Raw genomic sequence first — 17,791 nt, 5'->3', positions numbered from 1 at the left:
GCTACTGCGGGTTTTCAATCCTGAGCCACGGCCAGCGGGCCTGATAGCTTCTGGCCTTCTGCTGAAACAGATCCGGCTGCGGGGTGATGGGGTTGAGCCGGAGTATTCCCTGTTCGATGTCGGCCAAACCGAAAGGTGCATAAATTTCGCCCGTGTCTACGGCCAAGGCGATGCAGGTGCCCGCCACCAAATAGCGATCCACCCCATCCATGGCCGAGTGCAACTGGGGATAAGGCATGCCGAACCGCTGCGGGTACCAGAGGTGCACACGCGCCTGGTTCTTCACTTCAATGTTCGCATGCAGGTCGCGGAAAAGTTCGGCGGCGCGCTCAATCACCGTATTCTCGGCTTCCCAGGACAGATCGGGATCGAAGTAGAACACGTCGTAATCCTTCACGCCCCAATCGGCGCTCAAACCGGCCTGATGATTCCACACCGCCTGGAACAGGCAACCGGCCGTCAGCAGGCATTGATCCAGGCCAAGGGCTGGCAGGCGCGCGGTCATTTCAGCATTGATGGGGTTGGTCATCGCCAACTCAACCAGCCTCTGGGTCGTCAGTCTCATGTGCAGTCTGTTGCCATTGCTCGTGTTGAGGGCAAAGGTTATACCAGGGTTTCGTTACCCCTTGAGCGCCGCCTCGATGGCCGCGATGTCGATTTTCACCATGCCCATCATCGCCTCAAACGCACGCTTGGCTGCGGCCGGATCGGGGTCGGTGATCGCCGCTGTGAGCACCCGCGGGGTGATTTGCCAGGAAAGCCCCCACTTGTCCCGGCACCAACCGCACGCAACCTCCTCGCCACCATTGCCGACAATCGCCTGCCACAGGCGATCCGTCTCGGCTTGGTCGTCAGTGGCGACCTGGAATGAAAATGCCTGGTTGTGCTGGATACCCGGCCCACCATTGAGGCCCAGGCACGGGATGCCCATGACGGTGAATTCCACGGTCAGGACATCGCCCTGCTTACCCGCCGGATAGTCACCCGGGGCTGTATGTACGGCCTCTACGCTGCTGTCCGGGAATGTCGCGGCATAGAACCTGGCAGCGTCCAGGGCGGCGCCGTCGAACCAGAGGCAGATGGTGTTTTTGTGGGTCATCTGGATACTCCAAAAAAGGCCATTGACCGCTACAGTCTAGCCACGCCCGGAGCGGGCGTCGCAGGCCCAGTGACGAGCAATCAGAGCGTACCGCACGACACCGACTTCATGCCCAGCCAGGCCAGCGCACGCGTGGCACTCATGGGCCGCGCGCAGAGGTAGCCCTGGCCCAGCTCGCAACCGAGCTTGAGCAAGCCCTGGCGCTGGCTTTCGTGCTCGACGCCCTCGACCACCACCGCCATATCCAGCGCTTGAGCCAATGCCAGGGTGCTGCTGATCACTGCACGGTTACGGCTGCTGGTTTCAAGGTCGCGGGCGAAACGGGCATCGAGTTTGATTTCGGTAAAAGGCAGTTGGCACAGACGCTCCAACGACGAATAGCCGATACCAAAATCATCAATGGACAGGCCGGCGCCCATCATCCGCAAGCGAATCAAGGTTTGCAGCACCCCGGGCGAGACCTCCAGTAATCCGCTTTCAGTGATCTCGAAGGTCAGGCGCGAAGGCGGGATGGCGTAACGCTCCAGCGCTGCGCACAGACGCGGGAGCAAGGACTTACAAGCCAGTTGCCCGGCCTCCAGATTAAACGCCAGAGAGAGCACATGCCCCTGCTCCTGAGCTGTCTGCAGGAACGCCAACGCCTGTTCCAGCAGGCTGAAAAACAGTTCATCCATCAAACCGAAACGCCCTGCCTGGGCGAGGAAATCAGCCGGGGGTAACACGCCAAACTGAGGGTGTTCCCAGCGCGCCAGCACTTCAAGACTGTCGCTTTTACCGGTCATCAGATTGAACTTGGGCTGGAAGAAAGACTTGAGCTCATCCCGTGCAATGGCGTGCTCCAAACGTGCTTTGCTCGCGCGGGTATGGCGCGCCTGCCGAGAGACGGGATGCCCGTTAGCGACCGTGGTTTCCAGGTATCGGGTCAACAGCGCCGCAATCGCCGCCGCTCGCACCGGAGCATCGACATATCCCAGGAAACTTACGCCCAGCAGGCCGAGCATCCGTTCGATGGCGTCATGCAGATCCTGGGCATGGCTACTGCAGATGATCATGGACCTGACCCACCGGGTGCGGCTGAGTGCTTCGAGGGTCGTCAGCCCTTGCAGTCCTTCCTCCTTAAGGGTGCACAGCACGATATCCACCGGCCCTGTGCGGTCGAGCAGCTCCAGGGCCGCGGCCACGTCGGCCACGCCCATCACCCACTCACACCCCGAGTCCTTGAAGACCTGAGTGGCAACGAGCTGCTTGAAGGGGTGCTCTTCAACGACCAGAACACGAATTGGTAGAAAGGACATGACAAATCACAGATGACATGAAAGTACGGCCATTCTCGTCTCGCTTCCTACCGGCGTATTTAGGAAAAGTCTTAAATGGAAAACGAAAATCTCCTGGTTTGGTCGCTGACGCCAAACGACCATAACGCCGCAGCTCAACGGCGGGAGCTGGCTTGGCAACCCCGCGTTGACGGTTCAGAGAGCGGTGGTTATCATTCTCCAAACCTACCGACCGGTAGGCAGTCATTATTGTGGAGTTTTTATGAATGCCCAACCCACCCACAGGGTTCCCCTGAGGCTGGCTATTGGTCTGGGACTGATCGGCGCCCTCGGCCCGTCGGCTGTCGATATGTACTTATCGAGCCTCCCGCAGATTGCCCGCGAGTATCAGAGCAGCTTCGCCAGCGTGCAGTTGACCTTGACGTTCTTCCTCCTGGCCATGGGTGCAGGCCAGTTGATCTTCGGGCCCATCGTCGATGCCTATGGCCGACGCCGCCCCCTGCTGGCCGGCCTGCTGTTGTTTACCCTGTGCTCATTAGGCGCGGCGTGGGCACCGACCCTTGAGACATTGATCGCTCTGCGCTTCGTCCAGGGGCTTGGCAGCGCCCTGACGCTGGTGGTGATCATGAGCATGGTCCGGGATGTCAGCGAAGGCGTGGCCGCAACCAAGCTCTTTGCGTTGCTGATGACCATCGAAGGGGTTGCGCCCATCTTCGCCCCGGCACTGGGTGGGATTATCGACACCCATTACGGATGGCGCGCGGTGATGCTGGTCCTCGCTGGGTTTGGCCTGGCCGTGCTCGGCAACAGTTGGCTGTCGCTGCCGGAAACCCTGGCCCCCAGCCAACGGGAACCGCTGCGCCTGGGGGCGGCGTGCCGGACTTACCTGACCATCGCCAGGGACCCGCACTTCCTGCGCCCGACCCTCGCCGTGGCCGCGGTGTTCTTCTTTCTGTTTGCCTACATCGGCGGTGCAACCCTGGTGTATCAGCAAACCTATGGCCTGAGCCCGCAAGCGTTTGGCATGCTGTTCGGCGTCACGGGCGTGGCCATCCTGATCGGGGCCATGAGCGCCGGGAAACTGGTCAGCCGCCTTGGCTTGAACCGTCTTTCCTTGATTGGCGTGTCGTGCATGGCGGGTGGCTCGGCAATCGCCCTGGTTTCCAGCGTTACCCTCCTGGGCCTGCCCGGTATAGTGGCGGGCATGGCCGTTGCCCTGTTTGGCCTGGGTATCGCGGAGTCCACACTGATGTCGCTGGTAATGTCCTCGCAAAAACGCGCGCTGGGCTCCACCGCCGCACTGTTGGGGGCATTTCAACTGTCGATCTCCGCCAGTGCGACGCCGCTCTCGGCCTTGGCGCTGACCTATGGACCAGTAGCTTGGGCCGCGTTGCTGCTGGCCAGCGCGTTGCTGACTTGCCTGCTGACCACCATCAGCCTCCCCCGGGGTGCAGGGCAAACCTATGACCTGACCGGGCACTGATCAAGGAGCACCACCATGACATCCACCATCCTGACCTCGGCCGCCGAACGCATCGCGCAACTGGCGCTGGAGCAATTTGCCGAGCATGGTTACGACGCCGCCTCACTGAATGACATCGCCGTTCGCGCAGGCATCAAGAAGGCTTCGCTATACGCGCACTTTGCGAGCAAGGACGCGCTCTACGTGGTCGCACTCGAACTCGCCCTACAGGCCGAACTCGACTACGTGCAAAGCCAATTTGCCAGGAACTCGCGGTCGATCAAGGCCCCCGGCGAGGTCTATATCAACAACCTGCAACGCCGCCACAGCGCCAATCAATCCCTGCGGTTCTTGTTACGGGCCGCGTTCTACCCGCCGACGCCGCTGAGGGACGTGGTCATGTCCGGGTTCAATGACTACATGGCGACGATCCGCGGCCATTTCCAACAGGCGCTGCTTAAGGCCTATCCGGACGTAGACGAACAGGCCATGCAAGTGTTGGCAGAGGCTTACCTGGTGATGATCGACAGCCTGCATGTAGAACTGACCTACGGTGATGCGCGGGCCTACGCACGCCGCCTGGAGGCCCTGCAACGGTTGTCGCGGGCGGTGGGTTACGATGAGATTATTCTTCGGTTACGGGGGTAAATACCTGAACGGCCTCGGCAGATTCAAGTTCCGTTTTGGTTCTCATCGGAATGACGCCCAGGCCACTTCCCGAATCGAATGTTCTAAACATAGGTGATCGCACGATGCTATGCGTTAAACGGCGGCTACAAGGCCGGTAGAGTGTCCACCGTGGTGATGCGCCGCCGAGTCGAATGCCCCCCAGGAAAATGTAGATCACTGATATGGCGGGCTTTTTTTCAAAGCTGGCGCACGCATTCCAACAGAAAAAGAGCGCATGCAAACTTGCGCCAAGGTGCCTGGATCTATATATTCCCTAGCCTGCTGCACCGCTCAAGCGCTTTGTTCGACAACGCCCCCTTGAGCAGCTTCATCGCGCTGCCGCCCGAATGGCGAAACTGGTAGACGCATGGGACTTAAAATCCCCCGCTCGTAAGGGCGTCCCGGTTCGATTCCGGGTTCGGGCACCATAGATATCAAGGGCTTGTATGATGAACTTCATGCAGGCCTTTATCTTTTCTGCTCCGCAATTTTAGACTCTGCTCCGCAATTATCCCTCCCTCGGCGTCCTGCCGACCGAACACGAACTACCAAATTGCCCACGATTCGTGGTGCTTGTCGTATGGCCGCGTTCGGCCAGAAGCGGGAGTTCAGGTCATGGAAAATAAATCTGTCCCGTTGTGACTGGTTCCGTTATTGCTGCATCGCTTAGATACAGTGAAAAGTTCGCGACCGAGAGCTCGTGCAGTGTCCATATGAACCTTCGGATCCTGCATTTCTGACTCGAGTAGGAGTTCGGACGTCACTACGCATGCGCCGCAATAGTCGAAGATCCCATGGTCAATCTGCGTCTTCATGGCGTCGGCATAACCGTGCCGCTCATAGGTTCCCCCATCGGCACCGCCGACACCGACAAGATGAACGCGCAGGTGACGAAGCTTCTTCACCAGCTTGGCATCCGAACTGTAATCAAACGCCCAGCCATTGGCGAACACGCGATCGATCCATCCCTTGAGAAGCGCTGGCATCGACCACCAGTAGATGGGATAGACCAGCACAAGGGCATCGGCGCGATCGATCCGCGCCTGCTCGGCGGCAACATCAGCGGGAGGCGGTTCCTCCCTGTGATGGACAGCGAGATCAGCCGCAGTGAACCTCGGATCGAACGCTTGCGCCGAGAGGTCCGCGATTTCGAAGGAGTTGCCGGGATCTGCCAGGGATACGCCTTCGGCGATTTGCGAAGCGAGGCTATGGGTGAGGGACTGGGGATCGTGATGGGCAACAACGATAAGCGCGTGCATGTCGAAAACTCCTGCTAGTGATTGAGGGCGAAAGGGCGAACCCTATATACTATTGGTAAGTTACGCACAGTAAGTTACTTTTGGTATATAGCCATGTCAAGCATCGAGACAAGAGAGCATGATTCCAGACCGCAGCCGCGTCGGCGCATGTCAAGGGAAGAAAGGCAACGACAGTTGCTGGACGTCGCCTGGCGGCTAGTCCGGGAGGAAGGCACGGAAGCCTTGACGCTTGGACGGCTCGCCGAACAAGCTGGCGTGACAAAACCCGTGGTTTACGATCATTTCAGCACGCGGCCCGGGTTGCTGGCGGCGCTCTATCAGGAGTTCGATGCTCGCCAGACCGCACTCATGGACGCCGCGCTTCAGACGAGCGAACCCACCTTGCTGGAAACTGCGACGGTCATTGCATCGTCTTACGTCGACTGCGTGCTTCTCCAGGGCAACGAGATACCCGGTGTGATCGCGGCGTTGGCCAGCTCACCAGAGCTCGAAAAGATCAAGCGCGAATACGAAGCGATCTTCATGAACAAGTGCCGGATGGCCCTCTCCCCATTTACCAGAGAGGGTTCTATCGCGCCCGCGAGTCTTCGGGCGATGCTCGGTGCGGCCGAGGCCCTATCCCATGCCGCCGCAACCGGAGAAATCACACCCGAGCAGGCGCAGGACGAACTCTTCGAAACGATCATCGCAATGGTCGACAGAAGCGCGCGCGGTGGCACGTAAAGTGTCGACGAGAGCGGTGAGCTGAGCGTTTAGTGAATCGGAGGGCCAAACACGAATCTATCGGACGTTGCACCGGACGTCCGAAAAGGGTCGATTGTAGCCGGTCGCGAAAGACAGGAACCGGCCGATTCTGTTGAAAAAGTCGGATTTTCAGATCGCCTGAACTCAGGCACGACCACCACCGGAGAACCTACTCACCACATTGAGTGGTTTTTCGGCCCTTCGGTGACCTTTGCTGCTCTGTTATTGGGTTAATTTGAGGTTTTTTGCTTGGTGCAGGCGCACCTATCCCGTGACTGGTGGCCCTTGAGATGAAAATTTGGCCAGCCGTCGCAGGTTCTGCACCGCAGCGGCCAGCGTGAATTCATCCGTCGCGCCACTCATGCCACGTAGCCGCAGGCGATCCAATTTCAGGATGCGCTTGAGGTGGGCAAACAACATTTCGACCTTTTTACGTTCGTGGCGAGAGCGCTGATATACCGGCGTTGCTGCAATGCGCCGAGCCACATCGCGAGCGGCTTCATGGACGCTGCGAGCGATCTTGCGGAACGCGGTGTTCGGGCAGCACTTGGCTTTCATCGGACACGTAGCGCAGTCGGTCTGCCGGGATCGGAAGATAATGGTGTTGGCTTTGGTGACGTGTGAACGCTCATTCTTGAAGGCTCGCCATTCGCTGCGCAATGGGTTGCCGGCCGGGCAGCGGTATTCCTCAGCCTCTTCATTCCAGTGGAAATCGTTGCTCGAAAAACTGTCGTTCTTGCGCTCGGTTTTGTCCCACACCGGCACATGCGGCTCGATGTCTTTTTCCTCCACCATCCAGGCCAGCATCGGCGCTGTACCGTAAGCAGTATCGCCAATGAGGCGCTCCGGCTTGATGTCGAACTGCGCTTCGACCCGTTCGATCATCGTCTTGGTGCTCTCGACTTCTGCGGTTCGATGAGCCGGTGTGGGTTCCACATCCATGATCACGCCGTGCTCTGTATCGATCAGATAATTCGTGGAGTAAGCGTAGAAAGCTGGGCCTCCTGGAGCAGCGGTCCAGCGGGCTTGAGGATCAGTCAGCGACAGGCGCTTCGGCAGCGTTTCGGCCAAAGCCTCTTCATCAAGTGCCTCAAGGTACTCACGCACGGCGCGGGTCCTCAGAACCGGATCGCTCCAGTTGACCGGTTCACCACCCGGTGCGCCGCGCTGCCGACTCGCATCCGCTTTGATAATGCTGGCGTCCACGGCAAAACCTTCGCCCTTGACCAGACCAGCGTCCATGCAGCGACGCAGCACTTCATTGAACAACCAGCGAAACAGATCACTGTCCCGAAAGCGGCCGTGTCGATTTTTGGAAAAGGTCGAGTGGTTGGGGACTTCATCTTCAAGGCTCAATCGGCAGAACCAGCGATACGCCAGGTTCAAATGGGCCTCTTCGCACAACCGCCGTTCGGAGCGGATGCCATAGCAGTAGCCGACGATCAGCATGCGGATCATCAGTTCAGGATCAATCGACGGACGCCCAATCGGGCTATAGAAATCGGCGAGGTAATGGCGCAGGTCGCTCAGATCAAGACACCGATCAATGTTGCGTAGAAGGTGAGTGGCTGGGATGTGATCTTCAAGGTTGAACGAGTAAAACAGTCGCTCCTGCCCACTCGATAACTGTCCCATCATGTTGCGTGCTTCCCTGCTGGCCAATGCGGAGATTTTGCCGGAGGCCAGCCAGGGGAGCTACTTTTTCAACAGAATCGGCCAGAAGCGAACACTCAACATAACTCCTAGTCACCATGGTGCAGAATGCCCTTCCAAAGAGCGGCGGCCTCGATTACCGCCGCCATAGATGATCCTGATACCAGCCATCAAGGCAGATAGCCCGGCAGCATAAAGCGTTGGCGAATGCTGACTCAGCCATGCAAGCACGATGAGCCAGGTGTCTGGTTTGTCTGGCATGTTGGGCGTCGTAGCTGCGCTGATTAAAGGTAAGTCGCTGATAAAGTTCAGGCTCGGAGAAGAGCATATGGCCACGTGTTACGATCGGCTGCGTTAAACGGATATGTCCCCCAGGGGAACCTGGTACACGATCTAATGAGCTGCAAAATGAGAGGCGAAATATGCAATTTAGAAAACACTACCCAATACTGATCGCTATGAGCTGTCTTCTCTTAACAGCGTGTGACACGAAGAAAGATCAGATTTATCAGGTCGTCCGTTGCGTTATGGCAACAGAGACTGTGGCCGGCGGCGCCCCTGGTGAAGTGGGGATCAAAACCGGGCAGGCGGTTGCTCAATATCAGAAGGACCATGGCCTAGATATGAACTACGAAGAAATTAAAGATCTCGCAGAAAAAGCACGAATAGAAATAACAGGAAATCCGGAGTTGCCAATGCCTGCTCAGATTGATCGAGCAAAAAAAATCATGGCTTCGGATCAATGCAAAAATAGTCATCCCTGATTAATTTGCTTCGCAAAATAATTTCGCAAATAAAAAACCCGACTATGTGGTCGGACCTCTATCAAACTCGCCGTAGGCAAAATATTAACTATGGGGAAATAATGTTCTTAGCCGTGCGGGAATTCAAGCGGCCTCATTCATCTTGTAAGTTATCCCACCAATTGGGCGTAATGCCTTGGCGTCAATGTCATAGCAGGCATCGAAGCAGAGCTGCACAAAAGGCTCCCAGTCGGTATGACTCACCCACATGGGTTACAAATCAGTTCACGCACATAGGTAACAGTTACTGACTGGCAGGCAATTACTGATCGTCGGGTACCTTCAACTACCTACAAGACACCGACCAAAGCTGATCAAGTCTTGTCGTATAGCTCTGACTCATAAGCTCCCGCCGCATCGCTCCGTCAGGATTCGCCGGCACCGAACAAAGGGCCGGTTCTGAAGCCCTGACATACGCCTGGCACGCCCGCAGCGCGATCAATCCTTGGTCGTAGGCGTTGATATTGCCTATAATCGGCGACCTCAAGATAAAGACAAAGGAGCAAATTTGAACAAGAACTCGTATCGTTATTTGGTGCCTTTGATTTTTGGAACGCTGCTCTCTGCTTCCTTGCTTGTTACATGGCATAGCCATATTTACTCCAGAACCTTCTTCAAGCCAGATCTACAACAAAGCTACCTTATCGCCTCATCAGTACTAGCAATCAGCACTTCGCTGGGCATGTTACTCTTTAAAGCAAACATCACACCAGGCAACACTCTCAAAAACATAAAAATCATTATCTGCACTCCAATAGCCGCACTTATAGTATGCATGCTTATATTGGTCATTCCATTTTCACTTTCAATCTACCTTTCCACTGGAACTCAAAGCAGCTACACGACCGCCTATAAAAAAACCTCAGGCGGCAGAAGAAGCTGTAGCGGGATTGAATTCTTCGAGCCAGAACTAAATAAAGAAATCAAAATATGCCGATCAAACGTTATCGACAATACTGGACAGGTAAGCGTTTACAAAACCAGTACTCATAACGGCATAGTCATAATAGGCACAAAAATTTAATGGTGTTCTTAGGCAGAGGGTTCATATTTTAGGGAGCTGTAAACTATCCCCTCCCCTATCCGACAGGGTGAACACCTGACCCTGGGCCCAGTCAGTCATGCCCCGGTAGATCGCCGAGATGTCACGCAGCAGCGACCAGGCATCAGCCTTGCTCTGCAGGTTCAGGTTGCAGATGAAACGCAGCTCCAAAGGCCGAGACTTTGACCGGCCTGCCATCACCCGCAATGACAGGAAAACTGCACGAAAAACCGAGCATGGGTACAACAATCAGTTTGCGCAAAACGCCACCTGTCGACCCAATACTGTTCACCCTCTTCCCCCCGGCACCCCAACACCCTGCAAGCTGGTGAACTCCAGAGCGACGGTAAAACGCTGCTGCTCAAGAATTACATCAATCTGCCAGCCCAATTTTGCACATAACTGACGCATCAACTGCAGCCCCAGGCCGTAACCATAATCGCTGGATTCCTCCCTCGGCTTGGCCTCCCTGATGTGATTGGCAATTACCAGGCGCGGGTAGTTGAAGCTGATTTCTACCTGGCCCTCTTCCGCGTATTGCAGGGCGTTGCGCAGGAAGTTACCGATCACGATGCGGCACGCGGTGGGGGGTAATCGGCAGGGTTCGCTGTGGATGTCGACAAGCAGCTCGATATCCCGATTGCCGATCAGGTAGCGATGTTTGTCAATCAGCTCGCCGACCAACGCGCTCAGGTCTGTATCTTCCTCAGGCAATGGTTCGGGGCGTTCGCGGCTCATCCACAGCAAGGTCTCGGCGATAAGTTGCATGTTCAACACCGAGCGCTCAATGCGCTGCAGGGAAGATGGCAAGACACCGCCGGCCTGCAGGGTCAACAGTTCTATATTGGCCTTGAGCACCGCCAATGGGGTTCGCAGTTCATGGCTGGTGTAGCGCAACAGGCGGCCTTCACGCTGGCTGGCGGCTTGTACTTGCTCAACACTCTGGGCCAGGGCATCGGCCAGGGTATTAAACTCCTTGAAGCTGAAATCCGGGCGCTCGCCGGCCCGGGCATCCGGGTTGTTCAGGGTACTGGACCATTGGGCCAGGCGTCCGAGCGGCCGCACCAGCCACCAGACCAACAGGGCGATGATGATCAGCGCCGGCACGAACACCGCCAGGCTGACAAACACGACGCCCTGCAGTACCTGATCAAAGTAGGCATCGGACAGCGGCGTCTCGACCTCACCGCCCTCCTCGTGATCATGGTCAATGTCATACATGTAAAGGGTCTTGCCGTCACCCAGGGGCTGGGTGAGGACTGCCCGGATCTCAGCATCGTCATCATCGGAGTCTGTATCACCGAAGACCTGAACGGCACCGAAGGACATGCTCGGCGGAGCCTCGAGCAGTTGGCGCACGCTCGCTGGCAAGGCTTCCTTGCCGATGACGGCCTCGAAGAAGTAGTTGCGCGGCGGTGGCGTGGTCGGATCCTTCTTGTAATGCCTGACGAAATACTGAGCCTCTTCTTCCATCATCGCACTGGCGGTGTAGAGCAGGCCACGCACGGTGTATACCGGCAGCAGTTGGCTGTAGATCAGTAACACCACAGCAATCAGGAACAGGAAGCTGCCACTGATCACCCACTTCAGACTCAGGCGGTTACGCATGGGGCTTCACCTGAACACCGACCCCAGGCAGGGTGTGGATCAGCGGCCGGTCAAAGGGTTTGTCTACCGCCTTGCGCAGCCGGTGCATGTGGACTTTAAGCGTGTTGCTGTCCGGTGGTTCATCGCCCCAGATCGTGGTTTCCAGGCGCTCCCGGGGCACGAGTTCAGGGCTGGCGCGCATCAGGTACTCCAGCAGGGTCCAGCAAATGGGTGACAAATGCAGCTCCTGCCCGGCGCGGCTGACTTTGCGGGTGGTCAGCTCCATGACTAGATCGTCCACCTGCAGGCGGCTGGTCTGGCCACTGCGGCGCACGCTCAGGGCGCGAATCCTGGCGACCAGTTCGGCCAGCTCGAAGGGTTTGACCAGATAGTCGTCGGCCCCCGCCGCAAAGCTGGCGAGTTTGTCAGGGAGCGCGTCCAGTGAAGTGAGCATCAGGATCGGCGTCTGGCTGCCTTGCTGGCGTAGCCGTTCGCACACTTGCTGGCCGTCCAGGCGCGGCAACATGATGTCCAGGAGAATCACGTCGTAATGCTGGTCGAGTGCCAGGTTAAGGCCGGCCTGGCCGTTAGTGACGTGGTCGCAGACCATGCCGCTGATTTCCAGGTACTCGATGATGGTCGTGGCCAGGTCAAGGTTGTCCTCGACCAGCAGCAGGTGAATATGCACGGAAAAGTCCCCTCGGACAGGTGTTGCGCAGAGGGTTGAAGGATAACGGAAGTCCGGCATTTCCCGTGGATGTTTACCTCGCGTTAACCCGGCACTCTCTAAGCTGGGGCTCTTCCTATCCCGAGCTCATCACCGTCATGAACCTTTACTCGATGGTTAAAAGAGTCCTGTTGGCTTTGATTCTATTCGGCCTGATGGCCAGCGTCCTGCCGTCTCGCGGGCAATTGGTCAACCTGGGAGGCGGCAGCCGGTTTCTGGTGGGCGGGCATCTCGAGCAGGCAGCTGCGTGCTGTGTCGCCAGTGCGTTCCGATAACGTAGGCGCCAGTTACAGCTGGCAGGTGCTGATATGCCTGGGGCTGATTGTGGGTGTGTCGATTGCGATGGGTAGCTACATCGTTCATTTGAATGCGCGCATTGATAAGCAGCGAGAACTGTCGCCGGTGTATCTGCACCAATGTGGCAACGGGCGTGGGGGGTTTATTGTGTACCCCGACGGCAGGCGCAGCAGTGATGACTGCTACCCCGCCGATGACCTTGAATCGACGAGCACTGATCAGCCACAGGACGTACCAGGCACACCCCGCGAGCAATGGCTCAAATACATCCTGCCTGCCGTTGAAGGCCTGCGCAGAATGACCTCCAACAGTCTGATCAGCACCTCCAGGCCCCAGCCGAAACCCCGGCACGCCAGCCTGCCAGGCACATCTGATATGCTTTTTTCTTTAACACCTGCATCTGTACCGAACAGTGCACAACCCGGACAATGGCTCATCGGCAGGAACTCTCCGGCCGCCCTTCTTCCTTTTGGAGGCCCCATGGCTAAGATGGCATTTTTTCTTTTAGGGTTTCTGGCACTGACCGTTGGCATTGGCCTGCTGGCCACGATCTCACCGGTCTGAGCCCCGGCCCGTAAAGGCCTGGACTCTTTAGCCGGCAAAAAACATCGGGTACAACGACAGCACCAACAGCCCCGCCATCGACCTGTTGAACAGCTTCAACCAGCGGGGCTCACGCAGGACATTGCGCAAGCCGGTGCCACACCCCGCCCACACGCACACACTCGGCAGGTTGACCACGGCAAACACCACGGCGATGACCAGCACGTTAGTGAAGTAGCCTTCAGCCGGCGTATAGGTGGTGATCGCGCCCAATGCCATGACCCAGGCCTTGGGGTTGACCCACTGGAACACCGCAGCGGCGAGAAAGGTCATGGGTTTGCGCTTGCCGTCGATGTCGTCCGACATTGCGCTGGAGGTCGCTATCTTCCACGCCAGGTACAACAAGTACGCCGCCCCGATATAGCGCAACGCGGTGTACGCCCATGGCAACGCCTTGAACACCTCCCCCAGGCCCAGGCCGACCGAAATCACCAACAACATAAAGCCCACGCTGATCCCCAGGGCATGGGGAATCGAGCGGCGAAAACCGAAGTTCACCCCCGACGCCAACAGCATGGTGTTATTGGGGCCAGGGGTGATCGAAGACACGAAGGCAAACAGCGCGAAGGCCGATAGCAAGCTGGTGGACATGAACATGGTGCGTCATCCGGCGAATTATTGTCGCCCTGACAGTAGAGGGTTCTGCCGCGCCTCGCCCCGTACAGCTAGGCCCAGATCGAGAGATACAATTCATCAAGGGTGGGAGCTGTCGAGCCCGGCGAGGCTGCGATGGCGGCTGCACACCCGCACAACTGCAGCTTCGCCGAAGCTCGACCGCAGATGCGAAAGGACTGACGCTTAAACCGACATTGGCACCTGACGATAGGTAACGGTCTGCCCCAGCGCGATGGCACTGGCCTCAAGCCGCAGACGCTCGGCGTCAAGAAAGCCATGCAACGTTTTGAGATGACCGATCTTGAGTTGAATCTCAGCCATTTTGTCGGCCACCAACGCAGCGCCCTGGGCACAGTCAATCGTACTTTGCCGCTTGGCTTCGAGGATTTCGCCGACTTCAGCCAGGGAAAACCCCATCTTCTGCGCCATCTGAATAAACGCCAGGTCCAGTGCCGTCTGCTCACTGTAAACGCGGTAGTTATTGGCTCCCCGCTGCACGGTGATCAGCCCCAGCGCCTCGTAATACCGCAAGGTATGGCGCCCAAGGCCGCTCCTACGCTCAAGCTCTGCGACTTTCACGGTAAATTTTCCTTGACTGTAGAGGTAGCTCCACAGTTTAGCCTGCGCACCTTATCCAACCAAGGAATGCGCCATGAGTACTCAATGTTTTGTCACCGGCGGCAGCGGATTTATCGGGCAGCATTTGCTGGCCCACCTGAGCGCTACAGGGCACGAGGCCTGGGTGCTGATGCGCCACGCCGCAAACCTTGAAACGCTCAGGGAGCAGGTGCGCCAACTGGGGGGAGAACCCTCGCGCATTCAGGCCATTCAAGGCGACCTCAATCACCCGAACCTGGGGCTGAGCGCGACTGACCGCCAGCGTATTGCCTCAGCCCGCGTGGTATTCCACGTCGCCGCCCAGTTCGCCTGGGGCCTGTCTATTGAGCAAGCCCGTGCGGTCAACGTCAAAGGTGCTCTGGAGGTTGCCCGGTTATCGGCAAGCCAGCACAGTCGGCTGCTGATGGTGGGTGGCTACATGCTGCAAAACACCGCGCACTTGACCAGCATTGGCATTGATCAGCAATGCCCCGAACACACCGATTGGCCCGCCGTGTACAGGCGTGTGGGTGGGTACGAGGCAAGTAAGCTGGAGGCGCATTTTGCGGTCATTCGCTACATGCAGGCGCAACGGGCCGACTACACCATCGTGCACCCGGCAACGGTCTGCGGGCATAGCGAGAGCGGGCATATCCTGGCTGGTCAGCCGGTAGCAGAGCTGATTCGCAACCTGGCGACGGGCAAGTTGACGGCGATTCCTGGATCAACCCGCCACTGGCTGCCATTGGTCAGTGTCGATTACCTGGTGGCGTTGATGGTCGCGGCGGCATTCGACCCGGCAATGGCAAATCAGCAGGCCCTGGCACTGGACGAGCTCAGCCCCAATCTGCAAGGACTGGTCACACACATCGCCCACACCCTGGAAGTGCAGACTCCCCGCCGCCACCTACCACTGGGCCCACTCAGATGGCTGCTGAAAATACCGGGCGTGGCTACGCACTTTGGCACTAGCCCGGAATCCCTGAACTTCATCCGCACCGAGCGATTCGACATGACTCATAGCCGCAAGCTGGAAAGCCGATATCAGCTCAAGCATGCTGATTTGGCATTAACGCTGGAGAAAACTGCGCGATTCGTCAGGCATGGACTTCTGAACTGAAGGAGGTTTTGCCCCCCAACAAATGACATGAGCACTGTTGATTGCTGGCGTAGAATCCAGCCCAAAGCACAATCATATTCAGGGAAATCCGGATAATGCTCTTCGAGAACCTCGCGCTGTTTTTGTTGATTGTCGAGAAAGGCGGATTGTCGGCGGCAGGCCGCGAGGTCGGGCTTTCGCCCACGTCTGTGTCGGAGCGGCTCGGGGCTTTGGAAAGGCACTACGGCGCGACCCTACTGACCCGTACGACCCGCTCAATCAGCCTGACGGACGAAGGGCGGATGCTGATGGAGGGCGCCCGGCGCCTGCTCGCAGAAGCTGAAGACATCGAGAGCACTATCAAATTGGGCACCGAACGAATCTCGGGGCTGATACGCCTGAGCGCCCCCGTCGACCTGGGCCGCAACCGCATCGTGCCCATCCTCGATGATTTTCTGCAGGAGCATCCCAATGTCAGCCTCGACCTGAACCTGACCGATGGCTACCTGGATCTCGCGGGGCAAGGGATTGATTTCGCCATTCGATATGGCGCCCTGTCCGACAGCACCCTGCGCGTCAGAAAACTCAGCGAGGGCCGTAGGGTCGTGTGTGCATCCCCCGCCTATCTCAAGGCCCACGGCACGCCCCAACACCCATCGGACCTGGCGCAGCAACAGTGCATCCTGATGCGCTTTGGCAGCAGCATCCACCGTGAATGGCAGTTCCGCGCCGCTGGCCGTACGTTCAAGGTGCTGGTGTCGGGCAGGCGTATTGCCAATGATGGCGATCAGGTGCGCCAGTGGTGCCTGGCCGGCCACGGCATCTGTATCAAGTCCTACATCGATGTGCGTGATGACTTGGACGCCGGCCGACTGGTCGAGGTGCTGGAGACCTACTCCCTGCCGGGCGTGGACTTGCAGATTGTCTACCCTTCCGGCCACGCGATGCCGCGCCGGGTCAAACTGCTGATGGACGAAATCTCCTTGAAGCTGGCGACCTGAGCGCGCCCCAAGGAGATTTTTTTGGATCTGACCTACCGCTTTCAGCCCTGCTGAGCCCAGGCGGCAAAGTCCGAGTAGCCACGTTCGGTACCGCCAAACAACTCAGCGCCTTCCAGACCGGCTAACGGGTAACCCTTCTCCAGCCGCAGTGGCAGATCCGGGTTGGCCACAAACTTGCGTCCGAAGGCGATAAAGTCTGCATAGCCTTTTTCCAGGACCCACTCAGCAAGCTCCAGGTCGTACTTACCGGCCACCACAATCGCATTACGAAAGCGCTCGCGCACGGCTTGGCGGAAGTCTTCGGGAAACTTGGGGGCATCATCCCAGTCCGCTTCGACCAGGTGCAGATACGCAATATTTTTGCCCTGCAAATAGCGGGTCGCTTCCAGCAACGTCGGCAGAATGTCCGGGCAAGCCATGCCACGCGCCGTAAGAAACGGCGCAACCCGGATCGCTGTGCGATCGGCCCCCACTTCTTCAATTACCGCATCCATGACTTCCCTGAGAAAGCGCAGACGGTTCTCGCGCGATCCGCCGTATTCATCCGTACGCGTGTTCGACGTGGTGCGCAGGAACTGGTCGATCAGGTAGCCGTTGGCCCCATGCACTTCGACACCGTCGAAACCTGCCGTCATGGCATTACGCGCAGCCTTACGATAATCGTCGACGATGGCGTGGATTTCGGCGCGCTCCAGTGCCCGTGGTGTCGGGCACGGGGCCATACTGCCGACACCCGACGCGGCATCCACTTTCCAGATGCTGCCATCAAACGCAATTGCAGACGGCGCGACCGGTAATTCGCCATTGTGGAAGTCGGGGTGCGACATGCGCCCTACATGCCACAACTGCAGGAAAATTCGTCCGCCAGCGGCATGCACCGCATCGGTCACCAGGCGCCAGCCGGCGACCTGTTCGTCACTGTAAATCCCTGGGGTGAATGAATAACCCTTGCCCTGGGGCGAGATCTGCGTGGCTTCAGTCACAATGAACGCAGCCGACGCCCGCTGCGCGTAGTACACCGCGTTCATAGCGTTCGGCACATCGCCAGGCTGGGTGCTGCGCGAGCGAGTCATGGGCGCCATGACGACACGGTTGGGCGTGCTCAGTTGACCAACAACGCCTGGGGTAAAGAGTGTGGACATCGGTGTCTCCTCGTAGATAGTCGGTGGTGCCAATGACCACAGCGTATCTGCGAGGGGATTTCTTGATAATCGACTCAGTTCGGGAAACATATTCCGGCTAATCCGGATAATGCGATGG

The 17,791-nt window shown here is 57.9% G+C and carries 19 protein-coding genes, 1 tRNA gene and 2 pseudogenes; 10 read left to right on the top strand and 12 right to left on the bottom strand.

What is annotated here, in order from left to right; translation table 11 throughout:
* Window position 1 precedes the first annotated feature (1 nt).
* The 3 genes from HBR93_RS23015 to HBR93_RS23005 form a co-directional block, all read right to left on the bottom strand.
* Window positions 2-565 carry a nucleotidyltransferase family protein gene (locus HBR93_RS23015; protein WP_169961158.1) on the bottom strand — a complete coding sequence of 188 codons (564 nt, stop codon included), beginning with the start codon at window positions 563-565 and terminating at the stop codon, window positions 2-4.
* 54 nt (window positions 566-619) lie between these two features.
* On the bottom strand, window positions 620-1,099 hold the full coding sequence (locus HBR93_RS23010) for a VOC family protein (protein WP_169961157.1): 480 nt from the start codon (window positions 1,097-1,099) through the stop codon (window positions 620-622).
* An 80-nt stretch (window positions 1,100-1,179) separates the two neighbouring features.
* Window positions 1,180-2,394 carry an EAL domain-containing response regulator gene (locus tag HBR93_RS23005; protein WP_115128063.1) on the bottom strand — a complete coding sequence of 405 codons (1,215 nt, stop codon included), beginning with the start codon at window positions 2,392-2,394 and terminating at the stop codon, window positions 1,180-1,182.
* 241 nt (window positions 2,395-2,635) lie between these two features.
* Between HBR93_RS23005 and HBR93_RS23000 the strand changes: the two genes are divergently transcribed.
* The 3 genes from HBR93_RS23000 to HBR93_RS22990 all read left to right on the top strand — a co-directional run bounded on the left by HBR93_RS23000 (window position 2,636) and on the right by HBR93_RS22990 (window position 4,932).
* The gene (locus HBR93_RS23000; RefSeq protein ID WP_169961156.1) at window positions 2,636-3,856 is read left to right on the top strand and encodes a multidrug effflux MFS transporter; all 1,221 of its coding nucleotides are present in this window, start codon (window positions 2,636-2,638) and stop codon (window positions 3,854-3,856) included.
* Between the two features lie 15 nt (window positions 3,857-3,871).
* The gene (locus HBR93_RS22995) at window positions 3,872-4,483 is read left to right on the top strand and encodes a TetR/AcrR family transcriptional regulator (protein ID WP_169961155.1); all 612 of its coding nucleotides are present in this window, start codon (window positions 3,872-3,874) and stop codon (window positions 4,481-4,483) included.
* A 362-nt stretch (window positions 4,484-4,845) separates the two neighbouring features.
* Window positions 4,846-4,932, top strand: a tRNA-Leu gene (locus HBR93_RS22990).
* A gap of 180 nt (window positions 4,933-5,112) precedes the next feature.
* Here HBR93_RS22990 and HBR93_RS22985 read toward each other — a convergent pair.
* Window positions 5,113-5,763: an NAD(P)H-dependent oxidoreductase gene (locus tag HBR93_RS22985; protein ID WP_057959519.1), complete on the bottom strand. Its 651-nt coding sequence runs from the start codon at window positions 5,761-5,763 to the stop codon at window positions 5,113-5,115.
* Between the two features lie 93 nt (window positions 5,764-5,856).
* Between HBR93_RS22985 and HBR93_RS22980 the strand changes: the two genes are divergently transcribed.
* Window positions 5,857-6,486, top strand: coding sequence for a TetR/AcrR family transcriptional regulator (locus tag HBR93_RS22980; RefSeq protein ID WP_169961154.1), 630 nt, complete (start codon window positions 5,857-5,859; stop codon window positions 6,484-6,486).
* A 285-nt stretch (window positions 6,487-6,771) separates the two neighbouring features.
* On the opposite strand, the gene HBR93_RS22975 is transcribed toward HBR93_RS22980, so the two are convergent.
* Both HBR93_RS22975 and HBR93_RS22970 read right to left on the bottom strand, forming a co-directional pair.
* Complete coding sequence (locus tag HBR93_RS22975) at window positions 6,772-8,145, bottom strand: transposase (RefSeq protein WP_169961153.1); 1,374 nt, start codon at window positions 8,143-8,145, stop codon at window positions 6,772-6,774.
* A 126-nt stretch (window positions 8,146-8,271) separates the two neighbouring features.
* Window positions 8,272-8,421: pseudogene (locus HBR93_RS22970) on the bottom strand (phage holin family protein); the annotation flags it as partial.
* Between the two features lie 161 nt (window positions 8,422-8,582).
* Between HBR93_RS22970 and HBR93_RS22965 the strand changes: the two are divergent.
* Complete coding sequence (locus tag HBR93_RS22965; RefSeq protein WP_057445079.1) at window positions 8,583-8,924, top strand: hypothetical protein; 342 nt, start codon at window positions 8,583-8,585, stop codon at window positions 8,922-8,924.
* Between the two features lie 325 nt (window positions 8,925-9,249).
* On the opposite strand, the pseudogene HBR93_RS22960 reads toward HBR93_RS22965, so the two are convergent.
* Window positions 9,250-9,348: pseudogene (locus HBR93_RS22960) on the bottom strand (DUF4113 domain-containing protein); the annotation flags it as partial.
* Between the two features lie 123 nt (window positions 9,349-9,471).
* On the opposite strand from HBR93_RS22960, the gene HBR93_RS22955 reads away from it, so the two are divergent.
* Window positions 9,472-9,987, top strand: a complete 516-nt coding sequence (locus tag HBR93_RS22955) for a hypothetical protein (protein WP_169961125.1) — start codon at window positions 9,472-9,474, stop codon at window positions 9,985-9,987.
* 306 nt (window positions 9,988-10,293) lie between these two features.
* Here HBR93_RS22955 and HBR93_RS22950 read toward each other — a convergent pair whose 3' ends face one another.
* Both HBR93_RS22950 and HBR93_RS22945 read right to left on the bottom strand, forming a co-directional pair.
* Window positions 10,294-11,613, bottom strand: coding sequence for a HAMP domain-containing sensor histidine kinase (locus tag HBR93_RS22950; protein WP_169961152.1), 1,320 nt, complete (start codon window positions 11,611-11,613; stop codon window positions 10,294-10,296).
* On the bottom strand, window positions 11,606-12,280 hold the full coding sequence (locus HBR93_RS22945) for a response regulator transcription factor (RefSeq protein ID WP_057441969.1): 675 nt from the start codon (window positions 12,278-12,280) through the stop codon (window positions 11,606-11,608). The genes HBR93_RS22950 and HBR93_RS22945 overlap by 8 nt, the downstream gene beginning before the upstream one ends.
* 170 nt (window positions 12,281-12,450) lie before the next feature.
* Here HBR93_RS22945 and HBR93_RS22940 point away from each other — a divergent pair, with 170 nt between their 5' ends.
* Together HBR93_RS22940 and HBR93_RS27090 are read left to right on the top strand one after the other, a co-directional pair.
* Entirely contained in the window at window positions 12,451-12,594 is a 144-nt protein-coding gene (locus HBR93_RS22940; RefSeq protein ID WP_169961124.1) for a hypothetical protein, read from the top strand.
* Complete coding sequence (locus HBR93_RS27090; RefSeq protein WP_262377368.1) at window positions 12,581-13,180, top strand: hypothetical protein; 600 nt, start codon at window positions 12,581-12,583, stop codon at window positions 13,178-13,180. Before HBR93_RS22940 ends, HBR93_RS27090 begins: the two co-directional genes overlap by 14 nt.
* 27 nt (window positions 13,181-13,207) lie before the next feature.
* On the opposite strand, the gene HBR93_RS22930 is transcribed toward HBR93_RS27090, so the two are convergent.
* Together HBR93_RS22930 and HBR93_RS22925 are read right to left on the bottom strand one after the other, a co-directional pair.
* Window positions 13,208-13,816 (bottom strand): LysE family translocator, encoded by a 609-nt coding sequence (locus HBR93_RS22930; RefSeq protein ID WP_115128057.1) that lies wholly within the window; start codon window positions 13,814-13,816, stop codon window positions 13,208-13,210.
* A gap of 201 nt (window positions 13,817-14,017) precedes the next feature.
* Window positions 14,018-14,413: a MerR family transcriptional regulator gene (locus HBR93_RS22925; protein WP_169961151.1), complete on the bottom strand. Its 396-nt coding sequence runs from the start codon at window positions 14,411-14,413 to the stop codon at window positions 14,018-14,020.
* A 73-nt stretch (window positions 14,414-14,486) separates the two neighbouring features.
* Here HBR93_RS22925 and HBR93_RS22920 point away from each other — a divergent pair, with 73 nt between their 5' ends.
* The gene (locus tag HBR93_RS22920; RefSeq protein ID WP_169961150.1) at window positions 14,487-15,551 is read left to right on the top strand and encodes an SDR family oxidoreductase; all 1,065 of its coding nucleotides are present in this window, start codon (window positions 14,487-14,489) and stop codon (window positions 15,549-15,551) included.
* 95 nt (window positions 15,552-15,646) lie between these two features.
* A complete protein-coding gene (locus tag HBR93_RS22915; protein ID WP_057441979.1) occupies window positions 15,647-16,531 on the top strand; it encodes a LysR family transcriptional regulator in 885 nt (294 codons plus the stop codon).
* A gap of 41 nt (window positions 16,532-16,572) precedes the next feature.
* Here HBR93_RS22915 and HBR93_RS22910 read toward each other — a convergent pair whose 3' ends face one another.
* A complete protein-coding gene (locus HBR93_RS22910; protein WP_169961149.1) occupies window positions 16,573-17,673 on the bottom strand; it encodes an alkene reductase in 1,101 nt (366 codons plus the stop codon).
* Window positions 17,674-17,791: the final 118 nt, after the last annotated feature.

This window comes from Pseudomonas sp. WS 5411, assembly GCF_012985595.1.
In the GTDB taxonomy this organism is placed as follows: domain Bacteria; phylum Pseudomonadota; class Gammaproteobacteria; order Pseudomonadales; family Pseudomonadaceae; genus Aquipseudomonas; species Aquipseudomonas shahriarae.
Note: the sequence above shows the minus strand (reverse complement) of the source record. Positions and strands in the feature narration are given on the sequence as shown.